The organism is Fodinicola acaciae (genome assembly GCF_010993745.1).
GTDB lineage: Bacteria > Actinomycetota > Actinomycetes > Mycobacteriales > HKI-0501 > Fodinicola > Fodinicola acaciae.
Genome location: NZ_WOTN01000003.1, coordinates 1,117,867 through 1,135,102, shown reverse-complemented (window position 1 = coordinate 1,135,102; position 17,236 = coordinate 1,117,867). Strand labels below are relative to the sequence as shown.

The following is a 17,236-nucleotide window of genomic DNA, read 5'->3' as shown; positions in this document are numbered from 1 at the left end:
TCGGTCACCCCACGGCCGCCTAACGTTGGCCTCCATGGTGCCGGTCCTCGTACGTTTCCCAGACTTTCGCCGGTTTTTCGCTGGCAGCTCGGTCTCCTTGCTCGGCTCCAGCGTGACGACCGTGGCGCTGCCGCTGACCGCCGTCGCCTATCTGCACGCCTCCGCCGCGCAGATGGGGGTTCTCGGCGCGCTCGCGCTCGCGCCGCATCTCGTGCTCGGTCTGCCGGCTGGTGTCTGGGTCGACCGGCTGCCTTATCGCCGGCTGCTGGTCGCCACCAACCTCGGCCAGGCGGTGGTGCTGGGCACGGTTCCGGTCCTGGCGGCCTGCGGACTGTTGCGGCTGTGGCATCTGTACGTGGTGATTTTGCTTGCCGGCCTGGGGAGTCTCTTCGAGACGGTGACGGCACAGTCGTATCTTCCCTGCCTGGTGCCCCGCGAGCAGCTGCTGACGGCCAATGGCGCGCTGGCGATGAGCAACGCCGCGGTCAACACCAGCGGATCGGCGGTCGGCGGCCTGCTGGTCACCCTGCTCACCGCGCCGATCGCCATCGCGGTCGACGCGTTTTCCTTTGTCGTGGCGGCGTTTTTCACCGCGCGGGTCCGCGCGTACGGTGGCGGCCGGCCGAAGCGGCCGCTGGCGGCGGGCGTTTTCCGGGGCATCCACACGGTTTTTCGGCACCCGGTGCTGCGTGCGCTGATCCTCGCGGCCACCATCGGCGCGATGTGCAACCAGATGCAGATGGTCATCCTGGTCATCTATCTCGTACGCGATCTCGGCCTGCCTGCCGGGCTCGTCGGCATCGTCATCGCCGCCGGCGGTGCGGCCGGCGTCCTCGGCGCCCTGGTGACGGGCTGGTTCACGCGGCGTTCCGGGCCAGGTGCGGTCGTCGTCGCCGGCATGGCTTTGACGGCCGCCGCCGGCGTCGTACTCGCCGCGGCCACCGGTCCGGTGCTGGTGGCCTTCGCGATCGCCGTGCTGGCACAGATGTTGCGCGGAGTCGGGCCGTCTTTGTATGGCGTCAACCAGCAAACCCTGCGGCAGTCGCTGATTTCCGCCGACCGGCTGTCCGGCGCCAACGCGACCTGGCGTTTTCTGGTCTACGGCATGCAAGCCCTCGGTGCGTTGCTGGGTGGCCTGCTCGGCTCCGCGCTCGGTCTGCGTACCACGCTCCTCATCGCCAGCGTCGGCATTCTCGCCGGCACAGTGCTCGCGGCCGGCTCACCGTTGCGTACTTTCCGTGTCGCACCAGAAAACTAAAACGGGTTTGCACACGCCGCCGTTGTGTCACGATCCGGCCATGTCCGTATCGCGCGGCGACCTGTTGCGATGGCAGTTCGAGCTGACCTGACCGCTCTTCGAGATCCACCTGGCGCGGGAAAGACGGTCGCGCGCATGGTCGCCGGGGTCAACGCCGAGCTGATGAAGAACGCGGCGGAGATCGGCCAGCTGCGGATGCTTCACCAGTTACGAAACGTGGGGTAGCTTACCGCGCATGAGACGCCGTTGGATTCTCGTACTTTTGCTCTGTGTGCCGCTGATCGCCGCCACTCCGGCGTCGGCGTCCGCGCCTGTCGTCAGGTGCACTTTCACGCCAACACCGGAAAACCCGGCCGCGCGACCGGTGCTGCGGCCGACGCCGTACGCGCTGACCGTCGGGACTGTCGACGTCACGTTCCGTCTCAACTACGGTCCGGTGACCGTACGCCTCAACCGCGCCGGCGCCGCGCCATGTGCCGTGCACAACCTGGCGAGCCTCGCGCTGCAGCATTTCTATGACCACAGCCGGTGTTGGCGGCTGACCAACAGCGCGCGGCTCGGTGTGCTGCAGTGCGGCGACCTGATCGAGGTGGAGAAAGGCGGCCCCGGCTACAAGTTCGCCGACGAGGTCGACGGCACCGAGACGTACGAGCGCGGCACCATAGCGATGGGCAACCAGGGGCCCGGCACCAACGGCAGCGAGTTCTTCATCGTGCATTCTTTCGCGCACATCCCGAAAAACTACTCGGTGATGGGGAAGGTCGTGCGCGGCATGGACGTACTCGACCGGATCGTCGCCGCCGGCATCATCCCGCGGGACGGCAACCCGCTCGACGGCCTGCCGGCCAAGCCGGTCGTCATCGACCGGACCAGTTTTGGCTTGTTCTCGCGGTGATCGAAGAATCCTTGCGTACCAAGGTGTCGGACTTCGTACGCGTACGGGTGGACATCGCGGACGGAGATTTCCGCGACATCCTCAGGTGGACGCTTGAGGCCTACGGTGACTCGGCCGAGGTGACCGAGCTCGCCGAGGAACTGGCGGTGGCCGAGCTGCGCCGACACCTCACCGAGCAGGCCAGCTGGCCGCCGGTCACCGAGCCGGACCGGCTCACCGCCGCGTTCCGCGACCTGGACCGCGCCGGCATCGTCGCCAGGGAAAACTTCACCTGCTGCCAGAACTGCGGGACCGCCGAGATCGGAGCCGAGGCCGCCGAGGGCTCGAAGCCGCGCGGATACGCCTTCTATCACCACCAGGACGCCGAGGCCGCGGCTCGAGGCGACGGGTTGGACCTGGCGTACGGCATTCTGCACGACGGCCTGAGGACGCCCGACCCGGCCGACACCGCCGCTATCGGCACCGAGATCACCGCGACGCTGCGCCAGCACGGCCTGCGGGTCGACTGGAACGGCGACGCCGCCAAGCGAATCCGCGTCCCGCTGACCTGGCACCGTCGCTGGCTCGGTGACCCAGGCCCGGCCGCGTACAACGAATCGGCCGACGATCGGCTGGTGGTGACATATTTCGACCGAGTGCGTAACAACGCCGACGTGGAATTGCTGTTGTCGTTTGCCGACTGCAAGTCGTTGCTGGACCGCTTGCCAGCAGGCGAAGGAAACTTCGCCACTTTCCGGGGACGCTCCGGCGACATCGTACAGATTTATTATGAGCCCCGTCTTTGGCTCGACAGCCCCGACCCAACCGCCCGCGTCAGCCGCGGCCGCTATGCCACGGTGGCCGAAGTCGTTCGTATGGTTGACGTTCTCGCTCGCGAGGACCGGGTCGCCCTGCACGAGCTCGGCGAGCTGGAGGTCAGGCCATGGTGACGTCAGGAAATCGAGTGCGGAAGGGCACCTGTCGCGGCGAAAGTGCCCCCAGTTTTCCACATTCGTTGCGGAGACGCCTTCCGGGCGACGGTCCCTGCGGCTGCCGTGACTCCTGGGGCATCCACGCCGTCGAATGTGCTAATTAGGCCCACCGCCGCCGCGAAAAGTGGGCCTAGTTAGCACATTCGATCCGGACATCCTCCCAGCGTTCGAGCGCATCGCGTGTGAGGATGGGGGATGAACAGGTTGGAGCGGGCTGCGTCGCCCTACCTCCTGCAGCATGCCGGCAACCCGGTGGACTGGTGGGAGTGGGGAGAGGAGGCGATGGCGGAGGCGCGGCGGCGGGACGTGCCGTTGTTGATCTCCGTCGGCTACGCGGCCTGCCACTGCTGGCATGGCACGTAGCCAAGGTCAACCTGCTGATACCCAGGCTGGTAGCGGCGTAGGCGGAAAGACGACGGCCACATTGTCGGCAGACGGGGACAGGACGCCGGTGAGGTCCGCCTCGCCGAGGAGGAACTCGACGACAGTGTCATCAAAAATGAGTGAGATTCTCGGACACCCAGAAGCCTGACTTTTCGCCAAGCCAAGCGGTGTAATGCATCATCACGTCCCGAACAGTGTTGCCGATATACTGTGACCAGCTGCTCCGAGAGGCCACCGACCAGACTGCGATGTCCGCATCCTCGGCGACGGCGTAACCGGCAAGGCCAACTTCGCGGATGCCGATGCCCTCATGAGAACCGGGCGAATCCCAGGATACAGAGAAGGTCCGATCTCCGGCAAAGGCTAATTCCACGCCGTAATCAATCGAGTCGAACCCGGAGAGGCGCCAAATGGGGTTTGTCCATTCGGCGTCGGCGCTGATCGTACGCCAGCCGGTGTGCTGGGGAGCGAATTCGTGACGCCGATAGTCGATGTCCACGTACCGGACGTTCACCAACTCCAAGCCGACGACCCTGCGGGCGTGCTGCTGTCGTTCGAGCTGCTCTTCCCGGGTCGCCACCCAGGAGGATACGCGGTCACCAGAGCCGTGAAGATCAGCCACGACATCATCATCCATCAAGCACGTACGGTTCTGTGTGAGGATGGAGGGATGAACAGGTTGGAGCGAGCTACGTCGCCCTACCTCCTGCAGCACGCCAGCAACCCGGTTGACTGGTGGGAGTGGGGAGAGGAGGCGATGTCAGAGGCAAGAAGGCGGGACGTACCCATGTTGATCTCAGTGGGGTACGCATCCTGCCATTGGTTACACCCTCTGACATAACACTGGTGTCATGTGATGGCGCATGAGTCGTTCGAGGACGACGAGATCGCGGCGTTGGTGAATGAGCATTGTGTGCCGGTCAAGGTCGACCGCGAGGAGCGGCCGGATGTTGACGCGGTGTACATGGAGGCCACGCAGGCGATGACCGGCCAGGGTGGCTGGCCGATGACCGTGTTCGCGACTCCGGATGGCCAGCCGTTCTTCTGTGGTACTTACTTCCCGAAGGCCAACTTCGCACGGCTGGTGGTGGCGGTCGCGGAGGCGTGGCGTGAGCGGCGGGACGCGGTGGTCAAGCAGGGGGCCGAGGTGGTACGCGCGCTGGGTGGCCGGCTGCCGAGTGGTGGCCGGCTGGATGTGGCGGCGGTCGACCAGGCGGTTTCCATCCTGCGAAGAGAATACGATGACACCAACGGCGGTTTTGGCGGTGCGCCTAAGTTTCCGCCGTCGTCGGTGTTGCAGTTCCTGCTGCGCAACCATCATCGGACCGGCAACGCGGCGGCGCTGGACATGGTCGACGGTACGGCTGAGGCGATGGCGCGCGGAGGGATGTACGACCAGCTCAACGGCGGATTCGCGCGCTACGCGGTGGACGGCACTTGGACCGTGCCGCATTTCGAGAAGATGTTGTACGACAACGCGTTGCTGCTGCGAGTCTATACGCAGCTCTGGCAGCGTACGGGCTCACAACTGGCAAAACGAGTCGTCGACGAGACGGTTGCCTTTCTGTATAACGATCTCCTGACGCCGGAAGGTGGTTTCGCGGCGTCGCTCGATGCGGACACCGATGGGGTCGAAGGGCTGACGTACGTCTGGACGCCACAGCAGCTCGTGGACGTCCTCGGCGAGGAGGATGGCCGGTGGGCCGCGGATCTGCTCGACGTCACCGAGAAAGGTACGTTCGAGCACGGCGCGAGTGTGTTGCAGCTGCGGAAGGATCCCGACGACCCGCGGCGGTGGTCGCAGCTTCGCGCGAAGCTTGCCGAGGAGAGAAGGAAACGACCGCAGCCGGGGCTCGATGACAAGGTGATCGCGTCGTGGAACGGGCTGACGATCACGGCGTTGACCGAGCATGCGGTGTTGACCGGACATCCGTTGGACAGCGTGGAAACGGCCGCCGAGATGCTGTGGCGCGTGCATTTCGTCGACGGGCGGTTGCGCAGAGCGTCACGGCACGGAAATGTCGGCAGTCCGGCGGGCGTGCTGGACGACTACGGTGCGTTGGCCGAGGGCTTTCTCGTGCTGCACCAGGCGACCGGTGACGTGACATGGTTGAGCCGCGCGGAAAAACTGCTCGACGTCGTCCTCGATCGCTTCGCGGATGGCGACGGCGGCTTTTACGACACCGCAGACGATGCCGAGTCCTTGGTCGTACGTCCGTCGGACGTCACCGATGGCGCCACGCCGTCGGGCACGTCGCTCACTGCTGCCGCGCTGCTCACCTACGCGGCGCTCACCGGATCCACGAAACACCGTGAAATCACGGAAAAAGCGATCGAGCGGCTGAGTGCACTGATGAGCCGGGCGCCGAGGTTCGCCGGGTACGCGCTGGCGGTCGCCGAGGCGGCATTGGCCGGGCCGTACGAAATCGCGATCGTCGGCGACGGAAATGCACTGGCAAAGGCGGCCTGGGAGGCGTGCTCACCGGGCGCGGTGATCGTCCAGGGAGAGCCAGACAAGCCGGGTGTCGCGCTGCTCAGGGACCGTACGCTCGTCAACGGGCAGCCGGCGGCCTATCCGTGCAAGGGCTTCGTTTGCGATCTTCCGGTCACTGACGCGAAAGAGCTCAGCGAGAAACTAGGAGCCAAGGCCGGTGAGTGACCGCACCTCCATTTCGGCCTGGCGGCGCGGATCGGAGCGTTTGCGGGACAGGAACGTGCCCAGGAAGGCGAACAGGAACGACACCGGGATCGACACGATCCCCGGGTTGGTCAACGGAAAGTACGCGAAGTCCAGTCCTGGAAAAATCGCCGACGGCGAGCCGGACACCGTCGGCGACAGCACGACCAACGCGAAACACGAAATCAGGCCGCTGTAGATCCCCCACAACGTGCCGCTGGTGTTGAAACGCTTCCAGAACAGCGAATACAGGATCGTCGACAGGTTCGCCGAGGCGGCGAAGGCGAAAGCCAGCGCGACCAGGAAGGCGATGTTCTGGCCGTTGGCCAGGATGCCGCCGATGATGGAAAGTACGCCGAAAACGACCGCCGAGACGCGCGCGACGCGGATTTCCACGCCAGGCCGGGCGCGACCGCGCGTGATGATGTTTGCGTAGACGTCATGCGCAAAAGACGCGGACGCCGTCAGTGTCAGGCCGGCGACGACGGCGAGAATGGTGGCGAAGGCGACCGCCGCGACGACGGCCAGCAGTACGGTCCCGCCGATCCGCAGTGCCAGCAGCGGAGCGGCCGAGTTCTGGCCGCCGGGAGCGGCAAGAATCGTGTCGGTGCCGACCAGTGCGGCGGCGCCGAAGCCGATCACCAGCGTGGCCAGGTAGAAAATCGACATCGTCCAGGTGGCCCACACGACCGACCGGCGGGCCTCGCGTGCGTTTGGCACCGTGTAGAAACGCATCAGGATGTGCGGCAGGCCGGCGACGCCGAGCACCAGCGCCAGCGAGAGCGACACGAAGTCGAGCTTGGTCAGGTCCGTACGGCCGTATTCCACGCCAGGACTGAGAATCTGGGTGCCTTTGGGGTTGTGCGCGGCGGCCTGCTCCATGATGGCCGAGATGCTGAAGCCGAACTTTCCGAGCAGGAACACGGTCATCAGCGTGATGCAGAGCATCAGCAGCGCGGCCTTGATGATCTGCACCCAGGTCGTGCCGCGCATGCCGCCGACCAGTACGTAGAAAATCATCACCAGGCCGACGCCGGCGATCACCAGCGACTGGCCGAGCTTGTCGTGGATGTTGAGCAGCAGTGCGACCAGGCCGCCGGCGCCGGCCATCTGCGCGACCATGTAAAAGAACGAGATCGCCATCGTCGAGGTGGCGGCGGCGGCGCGGACCGGCCGCTGGCGCATCCGGAAGCTGAGGACGTCACCCATCGTGAAGCGGCCGGTGTTGCGCAGCAGCTCGCCGACCAGCAGCAGGTTGACCAGCCAGGCCACCAGGAAGCCGATGGAGTAGAGAAAACCGTCATAGCCGTTGACCGCGATCGCGCCGGCGATGCCGAGGAAGGACGCGGCGGACAGGTAGTCGCCGGCCATCGCGAGGCCGTTTTGCGGACCGCTCAGCCCCCGGCCGGCCGCGTAATAGTCGATGGTCGTGCTGTTCCGGTTTCCGGCGCGGTAGACCACGAACAGCGTAACGATCAGAAACGCGACGAAAACTCCGGTGTTGATCAGCGGGTCACCGGTCATCGTACGTCCTGCCAGTCCTCCAGCCCGGTGTCCTGGCCGGCGGCCCGGCGGATCTCGGCGACCCGCGGGTCGATCCGCTTCCTGGCAAACCGTACGTACCAGGTGGTGATCAGCAACGTCGACACGAACTGCGCCACGCCGAGCAGCAGGCCGACCGTGATGGTGCCGTAGACCCGGCGGCTCATCACCTCGGGCAGATACGCGGCGAGCAGCACGAACGCCAGATACCAGCCGAGAAACAGCGCGGTCATCGGGAAGACGAACCGGCGCAGCCGGCGGCGCAGGTCGGCGAACTCCGGACTGGCCTGGATCGCCGGATAGTCCGGAGGCGGCGGCTCCAGCGGCGGCGGCAGAAACGGGTCGTCGCGCCACGGGGACGGCGGTCCGCCGAACGTGGGGTGTGTCATAAATCCTCCCGGCGCGGCCCGAATCCACCGTCAAGTTCACGAGACAACTCACCGCTGGCGCTGCTTTATGCGCGTTGCTCATGCAAACCAGCCGGAAGGATCATTTCCGGTCGTGGCGCAGCACTCGTCTGCAGAGGATATTCCTGGGGTACGGAACGCCTGAGCACGTGGTGTAAAGTTGCGTCGCATCGTAGCAGCCGGCATTCCATAAGAATGCCTGCCGGCGAGTAGGGGTTGAGCCAGAGAGCGGCTGCCGATGCCGGTACGCGTCGTGGTTCCGCGGTGTTTTTCCGGCCGCGGCACAAATGTGCGCCGGATGTGGTGTGAGCGCGCGGACGTCGGAGAGAAATCGGGTGGCCGCGAGGGGGACTGCGGAGGTTGCCGGGGATGTTGCCGGGAATACGGTGGCGTGATGGTCCGAGTGGGTGGTGTTGATGCGGCCGGCCGCCGGACCTCGACCTGACCTGCCGGCGCCGCGGCGCACCGAGCCGGGCACCGCCGAGATCATCCTGCCGGTGGTGACGCCGGCGCCTCGGGCTGGCCTGTTCCAGTGGCGCGACTGGAAGGTGACCACCAAGCTGGTCGCCGTCATCTGCGTCCCGCTGCTGTTCCTGTTCGCCCTCGGCGGTTGGCAGATCCGTGGCGCGGTGCTGCAGACCAGCGAGTACGCGCGCGTGCAGAAGCTGGTCGCGGTGACCGCGTCGCTCGGCGACCTGCTGACCGCGCTGCAGCAGGAGCGTACGGCCGCGGCCACCGGCAGCGGGCTGTCCGCGCGCTATCACGCCACCGACCTCGCGGTGGCCGCTTTCACCGCCGCGTTGTCGCAGGCCGGCGCGTTGCCGGCGACCACGACCGTCACCGACGCGCTCGCGAAGCTGCCGGGGATGCGCGGCGGCTCGGCGACCCCGATCGAGACGTACACGCCGGTCATCGGCTCCTTGCTGCTCGTCGACCAGGAGCTCGCGTCCGGCCTGGCCGACCCGAAACTGGCCTCGGCCGCGCTCGCGTTGTTCGACCTGCAGTCGGTGCAGGAGGAGGTCGCACTCCAGGCGGCCGCCATGGCGGGCACCAACGGCTCGGTGACCACCCAGCAGCGTGACCTGCTGCGCGCGTCGGACGCGCGGATGGCGGCGCGCGCCACCGACTTCCTGGCGGTCGCGAGCCCGGCCGCCGCGGAGGCGTACAAGAAGGCGGTCGGCATTCCGGCGGCGTCCAGTCGTACGCAGTTGAAAAACGTCGTGCTCGGTGGCGGCACGGTCACCGCCGCCGACTGGTCGGCCGCCTCGGCGCCGGCGGAGGCCGCGCTGCGGTCGGTGAGCAGGAGCCTCACGCAGCAGCTGCAGGCGACGGTCGCGCAGCTCCGCGAGGACGCCAGCAACCTCGCCGGACTGGCCTCGGTGGTGCTGTTCGTCGCGCTGATCACCGCGGCCGGCGTGATGATCGCGATCGCCCGCCAGCTCGTACGGTCGCTGGGCCGGCTGCGCCGGCGGGCCGAGGACGTCGCCGCGCGCCGGCTGCCTGCCGCCGTCGCCGAGCTGCGCGCCGGCCGGCAGGTGGACACGGCCGTGTCGTCCAAGCCGGGACCGGACGAGATCGGCCAGCTCGGCGCCGCTTTCGACGCGATGCACGGACAGGCGCTGCGGCTCGCCGTCGAGCAGACCCGGTTGCGGCGCAACTACGCGGAGATCTTCGTCAACCTGTCGCGCCGCAGCGAGACGCTGGTGCAGCGCCAGCTCGGCCTGATCGAGCAGCTGGAGCGCGACGAGACCGACTCCGAGCAGCTGTCCATCCTGTTCCAGCTGGACCATCTGGCGACCCGGATGCGGCGTAATAACGAAAACCTGATGGTGCTCTCCGGCACCGACGTGGCCAGGCAGTTCGCCGAGCCGGTCGGTCTCGGTGACGTGCTGCGCGCGGCGGTGTCGGAGATCGAGCACTACCAGCGCGTAGTGCTCGACCAGCCGGCCGCGGTGGCGGTCGCCGGCTATGCGGTCGGTGATGTCGTACGGCTGCTGGCGGAGCTGCTGGACAACGCGACGGCCTTTTCCCCGCCTGGTACGCGCGTCACCGTGACGTGCTCGACGGCGCGCGACGAGAGCGTGGCGATCGACATCCTGGACCAGGGCATCGGCATCCCGGACGCGCAGCTGATGGCGATGAACGCACAGCTGTCGTCGGCGCGCGAGGTCGATCCGAGTACGTCGCGGCGGATGGGACTGTTCGTGGTCGGCCGGCTGTCCCGCCGCCATGGCGTACGCGTGCTGCTCAACAGCGGTCCGGAGATCGGTGGCGTACGCGCGACGGTCACGTTGCCGGCGGCGTTGCTGACCCCGGAGGCACCGGAGGAGCCGGCGCCCGACCGCGGTCCGATCCCGCGGCAGAAGCTGCTGAACGGCACCGGCCGCAACGACCTGATGGCGTCGCTGCCGAAGCGGCGGCCGCGCCGGCTGGCCAAGCCGCCGCGTACGGTGCCGCCGCCGGTGGAGGCCGACGCGCCGCTGGGGTCGGCGGCGCCGGCCGAGGCCAACGTGCCGGAGCCCGAGCCTCAGCCGGCCGGACCGCCGGTGGCGGTGGTCGCGCTCGGCGTGCCGGGCACCGTGACGTTCGAGCGTCGCGAGGGCGACGTTTCGCCGGTCGACACGCCGCCGGAGACGGTCAAAACGTCACCCTCGGCGGGGGTGGTCGAGGTCGACGAAGGTGGTGACCTGCCGGCGTTGCCGCGGCGGCGTGGCCGCACGCCGGAGCCGGAGCCGGAGCCGGAGCCGGTGGCGACGCCGGAGCCGCCGGCCGCCGAGTCGGTGCCACCGACCGGCACGCCGATCTTCAACCAGATGCAGGGCCAGATCCCGGAGGTCTCCTCGGCCTGGTTCGGCGACCGGCCGCCGGCGCAGCCGCAGCCGCAGGCCTGGCGGTTCGCCGCCGACGCCGGCTTCGAGGCGGCCAGCCGCGCGTCCGTGGAGCCGACCGAGCGTACGGCCGCCGGACTGCCCAAACGTACGCCGCGCGCCAGGCTCGTCCCCGGCAGCGTTCCATCCACCGAATCCGCCGACCCCACACCCGTGACCGCGCCGGTCACACCGGCTACGGTGGCACCGATGGGACCGGTCGGGCCGCTCACCGCGACGGCACGAGAGAGCGCGGAAAGCCTGCGCGACCGGTTCGGCAGCTATCAGCGGGGTGTCAGGGCCGGCAGGTCGGCGGCGGACGGTTCGGGATGGGAGAGCGGATGACCGGCGGCGAGTCTCCCGTGGCCCAGTTCGGCTGGCTGGTGACCACCTTCACCGAGCGCGTGCCTGGTGTCGCGCACGCCATCGTCGTGTCCAGCGACGGCCTGCTGCTCACCTCGTCCTCCCGGCTGCCGGCCGACCGCGCCGACCAGCTGGCCGCCGCCACCTCCGGCCTGCTCAGCCTGGCGCAGGGCGCGGCGCGGTGCTTCGAGGCCGGCCGGGTACGCGAGACGGTCGTCCAGATGGACCACGGCCTGCTGATGCTGATGGCCATCGGCGAGGGCTCCTGCCTGGCCGTGCTCGCCGCCCCGAACTGCGACATGGGTCAGGTCGCGTACGAGATGGCGCTGCTGGTCGAGCGGGTCGGCCAGATCCTCACGCCGCAGCTGCGCGCGCAGCTGCAGGGCACCGCCTACCGTTCGGCGTAGGCCGTGAGCCGCGAGGAGCCGGAGCGCGGCTCCGGCGAACTGCCCAGAGTGCCGGACCCACTCCTGGACCCACTCCTGGACCCACTGCTGGACACCACGCACCAGCGCCCGGTCGGCGGTCACATCCGGATCGGACCGGACGCCGGTCACGTGCCGGCGCACGCCGAGGCGACCTTCGGCGACGTGGTCAACTCGGTCAGCTTCGGCGGCCGGAAAAGGCGCCGGGGCGGGCGGACGAAAGAGCAGGTCAGACCGGCCGAACCGGCGCCACCGCCGGAGCCGGTCAGCCCGGCGGAGTCGATCACGGTGGACACCGCCGCTACCGTCGTACGTCCGTACACGCTGACCAGCGGACGCACCAAGGCGTCCGTCGACCTGGAGATCGAGACGTTGGTGTCCTCGACCGTGCCGCCGGCCGGCCAGGCAGCGGTGCCGCGCGTGGAGCACCGCTCGATCGTGCGGTTGTGCGTACGGCCGCGGTCGGTGGCCGAGGTGGCCGCCGGCATCGGCGTGCCGCTCGGCGTGGCCAAGGTGTTGATCGGGGACCTCGCCGACGCTGGCCTGATCGCGGTGCACCGCAGTGCGGCGCCGACCGACCGGACCGCGCGTATGCAGCTCATGGAAAGGGTGCTGAGTGGACTCCGCCGCATCTAGAGCCATCCAGCAGGTGATCTCGGCGAAGATCGTGGTCGCCGGCGGCTTCGGCGCCGGCAAGACCACGTTCGTCGGGGCGGTGTCGGAGATCCCGCCGCTCACCACCGAGGCGCAGATCACCGACGCCAGCATCGGGGTGGACGACCTGGCCGCGACCCCGGACAAGGTGACCACCACGGTGGCGATGGACTTCGGCCGCCGTACGCTCGCCGACGACCTGATCCTCTACCTGTTCGGCACGCCGGGACAGCAACGCTTCTGGTTCATGTGGGACGACCTGGTGCGCGGCGCGATCGGCGCGGTCGTACTCGTCGACACCAGGCGGCTGGCCGACTCGTTCTCCGCGGTCGACTTCTTCGAGGAGCACGGTGTCCCGTACGTGGTCGCGGTCAACCGCTTCGACGGACGGATGTCGCACACGCTGGCCGACGTACGCGAGGCGATGACCGTGGAGCCGGCCGTGCCGGTGGTCTCCTGCGACGCGCGCAGCCTGGAGTCGGCCAAGGAGACGCTGATCCGGCTGGTCGAGCACGCGATGACCAGGACGATGGACACCGCTCCGGCCTGAGCGTGCATACTGGCTCGGTGCTGACCGGTGAGGAATACCTGCAGGCCGTAGCCATGCGGGTGGCCAGGGTGAACGCGCAGGGTTACCAGGCCCAGGTGGGGCCGATGAACGCCTTCGTGGCCAACATGTACGACGGTGCCGGCGCGGTGATGGGGCAGGTGCACTTCTGCCTGGTCGCGGCGAGCTTCCCGGAGGTCAACGCGTTCATCGTCGGCGACTTCAGCCAGCACGCGGCGCAACACGCGCACCAGGCGACCAACGGCGTACGCGGGCTGGGGACGGCGGTCATCACGCTCGTGGGCCTGGTCTCGCCGGTCGTACGGCCGGACGCGGTCGCCGCCGCGACCGCCAAGCCGAAGAACGTGTGGGGTGGCGAGATCCGGCCGGTGGTGGTGGACCTGAGCTCCGGCCAGGTGCACATGTTCACCGGCACGAAGTTCTATGGCATGGCGCTGCAGGGGATGATCAAGGGCCGCGCACAGGCGTCGTTCCCGCCGCCGCCGCAGGCCGAGCAGGACCTGCGGCAGTTCGGCGCGCCGGGTGGTCCGCCTGCCGGCCAGCCCGCTGGGCCGCAGCCTGGTCCGGCCGCCGGACCACCGCCCGGTCCGTATGCCGGTCCGCCGCCGGGTCCACATGCCGGTCCGCCGGCCGGGATGCCGCCGCAGCCGCCGTACCCGCCGGCTGGTCCGCAGTCCGGTCCGCCCGCTGGTCCACCTGCCGGTCCACCGCCTGGCGCGCCGCCACAGCCGTACGTGCCGCCGCCGGCCGGACCACCGCAGCACTACGCGCCGCCGCAGCCGCCGTCGGGTCCCTATCCTCCGCGCTGAGCCTCCAAGATCAACTTCTCTTCATATGTAAGAAACCACGCGAACCCACCCCCCCCCACCCGCTACTGGGTGGGGGCCAATCCTGGCGTGGGGGTACGACAGTTTCGCGCTGTAGCGGGTAACGCCGGGCAGGCGGAGGCCGGTGCGGTGTGGGTCGGCGGCGGCTGGCTACCATCCGGGAGTCGTTGCTGGCAACCAGATCCGGAGAATCCCGACCGATGAGCGGCGCAACCAGCGACTCGCATGACATCAGTGAGCTGGCCGACACCACGCACGGTCTCGCCGGTGTACGTGGCGATGTCGCCGGCCCGGCGGTGGTCGCCGCCAACATCGCCGCCGCGCAGGCGCACCGGCCGGCCGGCCAGCGGGCCGCCGACGACGAGGTCAGCGTCGCCTTCGACGGGGAGCTGTCCGAGCGCGCCGACGGCGTGACCGATGCGGAGGCCGTGCTGGCCGCCTACCGTGCCGACGGCCTGGCCGCGCTCGGCGGGCTGGCCGGCGTCTGGGCGGTGGCGATCACCGACCGGCGGGACGGCCGTACGCACCTGGCCGTCGACCGGATCGGCGGGGGAACGCTCTACCACGCCGGCATCACCGCCGGCAGCCACGCGTACGCGTCGGAGCCCACCGCTCTGCTGGCCGCGCCGGGCCTGACGGCGGCGGCCGACGACCAGGCGGTCCGCGACTATCTGCGCACCGGCGCGACCGACAGCGGCGAGCGCACGTTCTTCGCCGGCGTCTCGCGCGTGCCGGCCGGCCATGTCACCACGCTCCGGCCGGCCGACGGCGTCGTGGAGGCGACCACCGAGGCGTACGAGACGGCCGGGGTCACGCCGACGACCGTCGACGACACGCTGGCTGGCCTGCGCGGACGCAAGGTCGGCGTGCACCTCGGCCTTGGCGCGCCAGCGGCCTATCTGGCCAGCCGGCTGCCGGACGCGGAGGTCTTCGTGCTGACCGGCGGCCCCACCTCGACCGCGCCGACCAGCCAGGCGACCGCGACCGCGCTCGGCCGCACGCCTGCCTCCGTCGTGGCCTCCGGCGATCAGCTCGGCACCGACCTGGCCGACCTGGTGCGCATCCTCGGCGAGCCGGTCCCGGATCTCGCCGCGTACGCGACCCTGGCGGTCGCCAAGGCCGCCGCCGGTGTCGAGGTGCTGGTCGATCCGGCCGGTGCCGAGCAGGCGCTCGGCATCGCCGTCGAGCAGCCGAAAGCCAAGCGTACGGTGGACATCGCCACCCTCCTGTCCAATGTGGACGGTGAGCCGGCTGGCCGGCCGGACGCCGTCGCGGCGGCGCTGCGGGTCGCCGACCGGGTCGGCGCGCACACCGGCGTCCGCGTCCGGCTTCCGTTCGCCGGCCAGGAAATCCCGGACGGCGAGCAGCTGGCGGCCAGGCTGACGCCCCGGGTACGAGCCGCCGCCGGCGCCGTACGACCGGCCGGACCGGTGCGCGAATGGTTGCTGCGGTTGAAAAACCGGGTCTACGGCACGTTCCTGTCGGAGTCGTTCACGACGCGACCGTGGTTCGCGCAGCAGGAGATCCTGGTCGCCTTCGAGGATTTCATCAAGGGCCGCAACGCCGACGCCGCGATCTTCTGGCGGCTGCTCAACGTCGAGCTGTGGATGGCCGCCTTCGTCGACCCCAAGCCGGAGGAGCAGCCGGCGCCGGCGGTCAAGGGGCCGCTGGAGGCCAACAGCGGCAAGGAGCTGGAGATCGCCATCGACGGTGAGCGGTGGCTGCGCTTTCCGGTGCGCACCGAGCTCTTCGCGCGCGGCGACGACTACCAGAAGCTGATCTCCGGCTATGTGACCGGCTTCGTGGCGGCCGTACGCGCCGACGGCCGGCACACCGGCCGGTTCGAGCGGCCGTGGTATCTGCTGGTCAGCGAGAAGGTGGTGGCGATCGCGCAGGGCCGGTCGTACTTCATCTGGGACATCCAGCCCAACTGGTGGGCCCGCACGCTGTCCAGGTTCGTGGTGAAGACACCGTACGGCATCGGCCTGGGCAGTCCGTGGACGATGCAGCTGGCGATCCAGGAGGCCGGCCTGCCGCGCATCCTGGTCGCGTCGGCGGCCGGCGCGGCCGGCAAGGTGATCGGCCGGCGCGGCCTGTTCTACCAGGTCGCCGGCCACTCCGTACGCGCGATCGACGGGCCGACCGAGTATTCGGCGTATCCGTCCAACGTGTCCGCGAAGCTGGCGCCGGCCAAGCCGAAACAGGCCGCAACCGCGCTCACCACGGCCGTACGCGCCGCGCTGCGCGAGGCGGGGGAAGAGGCGATCGCCGACAAGCTGGCCGGTGTGGTGATCATCGACGCCAACGACATCGGCCGTAACGTACTCGGCTCCGCCGCCGACCGGCCGGACGCGTTCTTCGAGAAGCTGTTCGCCGACAACCCGCTCGGCCAGGGCTCCGAGCAGACGCCACTCGCGGTGGCCGTACCGGCCAGCTGACCCTCATCGCCGCGTCATAACGACCGGTTTGCCACGTCCACCTAAAGTCATCCTGACGGTGTATCGACGTAACGCCGTAACGGTGTAATCATGTATGTCACCAGTGCAGATGGGCCTGGGTGGAGAAGTAGGAGCAACACATGTCTGGACAGCGCAGGCACCCCGGGTTCGGCCGGCAGGGTGGATGGCAGCAGGCGGATCTTCCGGTTGCCGACGACGCGGCGGCGTGGATCCGCGGCCGGATGCCGGACGGCTGGTTCACCGAGCCGGTGGAGGTGTCGGTCGACCGTGAGGAGATCGTCATCGTCGGCCGGATCGCCGAGCCGGAGGTGAAGCCTGCCGGCGGCAAGGAAGCCGCCGCGGACCGGCCAAAGGACGCGCCGAGCGAGGAAACGGCCGAAGGTGAGACGACGCCGGTCGACTTCCGTAAGCCGGAGGAAGGGGCCGAGGACCAGACGATCACCTTGTCGGAGGCCATCGACAGCGCTCCGCCGGCTGACGACGCCTCCTCGCGCGCTGAGCGCGCGGCCGCCGAGAACGGCCGGATCACGCGCTTTCGCGAGGACACGCGCAACGCGCGGATCTATATCAGCCAGCAGGTCGAGCACCGCTACGGCCGCAAGGTCTCGTGGGGCGCCGCCTGCGGCGGCACGCGGCAGCTGTTCACCAACCTGTCGGTGCCGGTGATGACCCGGTTGCGGCAGCGCGAGCGTCAGGTGCTCGACACACTCGTCGACGCCGGCGTGGCGCGGTCGCGGTCCGAGGCGTTGGCGTGGTGCGTGAAGCTGGTCGGCCAACACACCGACGACTGGCTGCAGGGCCTGCGCGGCGCGATGGCCGAGGTCGACCGCCTCCGCGCGGAAGGCCCGAGCGTCTGATTTCCCGGTCACGGTCCCGGTGCTGCGGCGCCGGGACCGTGACGCGTTTCCACAGGGTTTCCAGCTGGATTTCGCTCTGTGG

Annotated in this window: 15 protein-coding genes and 1 pseudogene; 13 read left to right on the top strand and 3 right to left on the bottom strand. The window is 69.0% G+C overall.

What is annotated here, in order from left to right; all coding sequences use genetic code 11:
- Positions 1-34 precede the first annotated feature (34 nt).
- The 5 genes from GNX95_RS31545 to GNX95_RS31525 all read left to right on the top strand — a co-directional run bounded on the left by GNX95_RS31545 (position 35) and on the right by GNX95_RS31525 (position 3,487).
- Complete coding sequence (locus GNX95_RS31545; protein ID WP_163511312.1) at positions 35-1,258, top strand: MFS transporter; 1,224 nt, start codon at positions 35-37, stop codon at positions 1,256-1,258.
- Positions 1,259-1,327: 69 nt separating this feature from the next.
- On the top strand, positions 1,328-1,483 hold the full coding sequence (locus GNX95_RS31540; protein ID WP_246281826.1) for a hypothetical protein: 156 nt from the start codon (positions 1,328-1,330) through the stop codon (positions 1,481-1,483).
- Positions 1,484-1,493: 10 nt separating this feature from the next.
- Positions 1,494-2,153: a peptidylprolyl isomerase gene (locus tag GNX95_RS31535; protein ID WP_163511311.1), complete on the top strand. Its 660-nt coding sequence runs from the start codon at positions 1,494-1,496 to the stop codon at positions 2,151-2,153.
- Positions 2,150-3,082, top strand: a complete 933-nt coding sequence (locus GNX95_RS31530) for a DUF6891 domain-containing protein (protein ID WP_163511310.1) — start codon at positions 2,150-2,152, stop codon at positions 3,080-3,082. Before GNX95_RS31535 ends, GNX95_RS31530 begins: the two co-directional genes overlap by 4 nt.
- A 237-nt stretch (positions 3,083-3,319) precedes the next feature.
- Entirely contained in the window at positions 3,320-3,487 is a 168-nt protein-coding gene (locus tag GNX95_RS31525; protein ID WP_222854072.1) for a DUF255 domain-containing protein, read from the top strand.
- Positions 3,488-3,617: 130 nt separating this feature from the next.
- On the opposite strand, the gene GNX95_RS31520 is transcribed toward GNX95_RS31525, so the two are convergent.
- A complete protein-coding gene (locus GNX95_RS31520) occupies positions 3,618-4,145 on the bottom strand; it encodes a hypothetical protein (RefSeq protein WP_163511309.1) in 528 nt (175 codons plus the stop codon).
- A gap of 33 nt (positions 4,146-4,178) precedes the next feature.
- Here GNX95_RS31520 and GNX95_RS31515 point away from each other — a divergent pair.
- Positions 4,179-6,167, top strand: a pseudogene (locus GNX95_RS31515) (thioredoxin domain-containing protein).
- Here the strand turns inward: GNX95_RS31515 and GNX95_RS31510 are convergent.
- Together GNX95_RS31510 and GNX95_RS31505 are read right to left on the bottom strand one after the other, a co-directional pair.
- Positions 6,144-7,709, bottom strand: a complete 1,566-nt coding sequence (locus GNX95_RS31510) for a solute symporter family protein (protein ID WP_163511308.1) — start codon at positions 7,707-7,709, stop codon at positions 6,144-6,146. The pseudogene GNX95_RS31515 and the gene GNX95_RS31510 sit on opposite strands and share 24 nt — an antisense overlap.
- Complete coding sequence (locus GNX95_RS31505; protein ID WP_163511307.1) at positions 7,706-8,116, bottom strand: DUF485 domain-containing protein; 411 nt, start codon at positions 8,114-8,116, stop codon at positions 7,706-7,708. Before GNX95_RS31505 ends, GNX95_RS31510 begins: the two co-directional genes overlap by 4 nt.
- Before the next feature lie 434 nt (positions 8,117-8,550).
- Here GNX95_RS31505 and GNX95_RS31500 point away from each other — a divergent pair, with 434 nt between their 5' ends.
- The 7 genes from GNX95_RS31500 (at position 8,551) to GNX95_RS31470 (ending at position 17,154) form a co-directional block, all read left to right on the top strand.
- Complete coding sequence (locus GNX95_RS31500) at positions 8,551-11,346, top strand: sensor histidine kinase (protein ID WP_246281876.1); 2,796 nt, start codon at positions 8,551-8,553, stop codon at positions 11,344-11,346.
- Positions 11,343-11,771 carry a roadblock/LC7 domain-containing protein gene (locus GNX95_RS31495; protein WP_163511305.1) on the top strand — a complete coding sequence of 143 codons (429 nt, stop codon included), beginning with the start codon at positions 11,343-11,345 and terminating at the stop codon, positions 11,769-11,771. The genes GNX95_RS31500 and GNX95_RS31495 overlap by 4 nt, the downstream gene beginning before the upstream one ends.
- Positions 11,772-11,774: 3 nt before the next feature.
- Positions 11,775-12,425 carry a DUF742 domain-containing protein gene (locus GNX95_RS31490; protein ID WP_222854071.1) on the top strand — a complete coding sequence of 217 codons (651 nt, stop codon included), beginning with the start codon at positions 11,775-11,777 and terminating at the stop codon, positions 12,423-12,425.
- On the top strand, positions 12,406-12,993 hold the full coding sequence (locus GNX95_RS31485; protein WP_222854070.1) for a GTP-binding protein: 588 nt from the start codon (positions 12,406-12,408) through the stop codon (positions 12,991-12,993). The genes GNX95_RS31490 and GNX95_RS31485 overlap by 20 nt, the downstream gene beginning before the upstream one ends.
- A gap of 17 nt (positions 12,994-13,010) precedes the next feature.
- A complete protein-coding gene (locus GNX95_RS31480) occupies positions 13,011-13,820 on the top strand; it encodes a hypothetical protein (protein WP_163511304.1) in 810 nt (269 codons plus the stop codon).
- Between the two features lie 218 nt (positions 13,821-14,038).
- Entirely contained in the window at positions 14,039-16,276 is a 2,238-nt protein-coding gene (locus tag GNX95_RS31475) for an asparagine synthase-related protein (protein WP_163511303.1), read from the top strand.
- Between the two features lie 140 nt (positions 16,277-16,416).
- On the top strand, positions 16,417-17,154 hold the full coding sequence (locus tag GNX95_RS31470; RefSeq protein WP_163511302.1) for a hypothetical protein: 738 nt from the start codon (positions 16,417-16,419) through the stop codon (positions 17,152-17,154).
- The last annotated feature ends 82 nt before the right edge of the window (positions 17,155-17,236 follow it).

Coding starts and splice junctions, on each gene's coding strand:
- GNX95_RS31470 (WP_163511302.1), top strand. CDS start 16,417: ATGTCTGGACAGCGCAGGCACCCCGGGTTCGGCCGGCAGGGTGGATGG.
- GNX95_RS31475 (WP_163511303.1), top strand. CDS start 14,039: ATGAGCGGCGCAACCAGCGACTCGCATGACATCAGTGAGCTGGCCGAC.
- GNX95_RS31545 (WP_163511312.1), top strand. CDS start 35: ATGGTGCCGGTCCTCGTACGTTTCCCAGACTTTCGCCGGTTTTTCGCT.
- GNX95_RS31510 (WP_163511308.1), bottom strand. CDS start 7,709: ATGACCGGTGACCCGCTGATCAACACCGGAGTTTTCGTCGCGTTTCTG.
- GNX95_RS31495 (WP_163511305.1), top strand. CDS start 11,343: ATGACCGGCGGCGAGTCTCCCGTGGCCCAGTTCGGCTGGCTGGTGACC.
- GNX95_RS31500 (WP_246281876.1), top strand. CDS start 8,551: ATGCGGCCGGCCGCCGGACCTCGACCTGACCTGCCGGCGCCGCGGCGC.
- GNX95_RS31525 (WP_222854072.1), top strand. CDS start 3,320: ATGAACAGGTTGGAGCGGGCTGCGTCGCCCTACCTCCTGCAGCATGCC.
- GNX95_RS31540 (WP_246281826.1), top strand. CDS start 1,328: ATGGCAGTTCGAGCTGACCTGACCGCTCTTCGAGATCCACCTGGCGCG.
- GNX95_RS31535 (WP_163511311.1), top strand. CDS start 1,494: ATGAGACGCCGTTGGATTCTCGTACTTTTGCTCTGTGTGCCGCTGATC.
- GNX95_RS31505 (WP_163511307.1), bottom strand. CDS start 8,116: ATGACACACCCCACGTTCGGCGGACCGCCGTCCCCGTGGCGCGACGAC.
- GNX95_RS31520 (WP_163511309.1), bottom strand. CDS start 4,145: ATGGATGATGATGTCGTGGCTGATCTTCACGGCTCTGGTGACCGCGTA.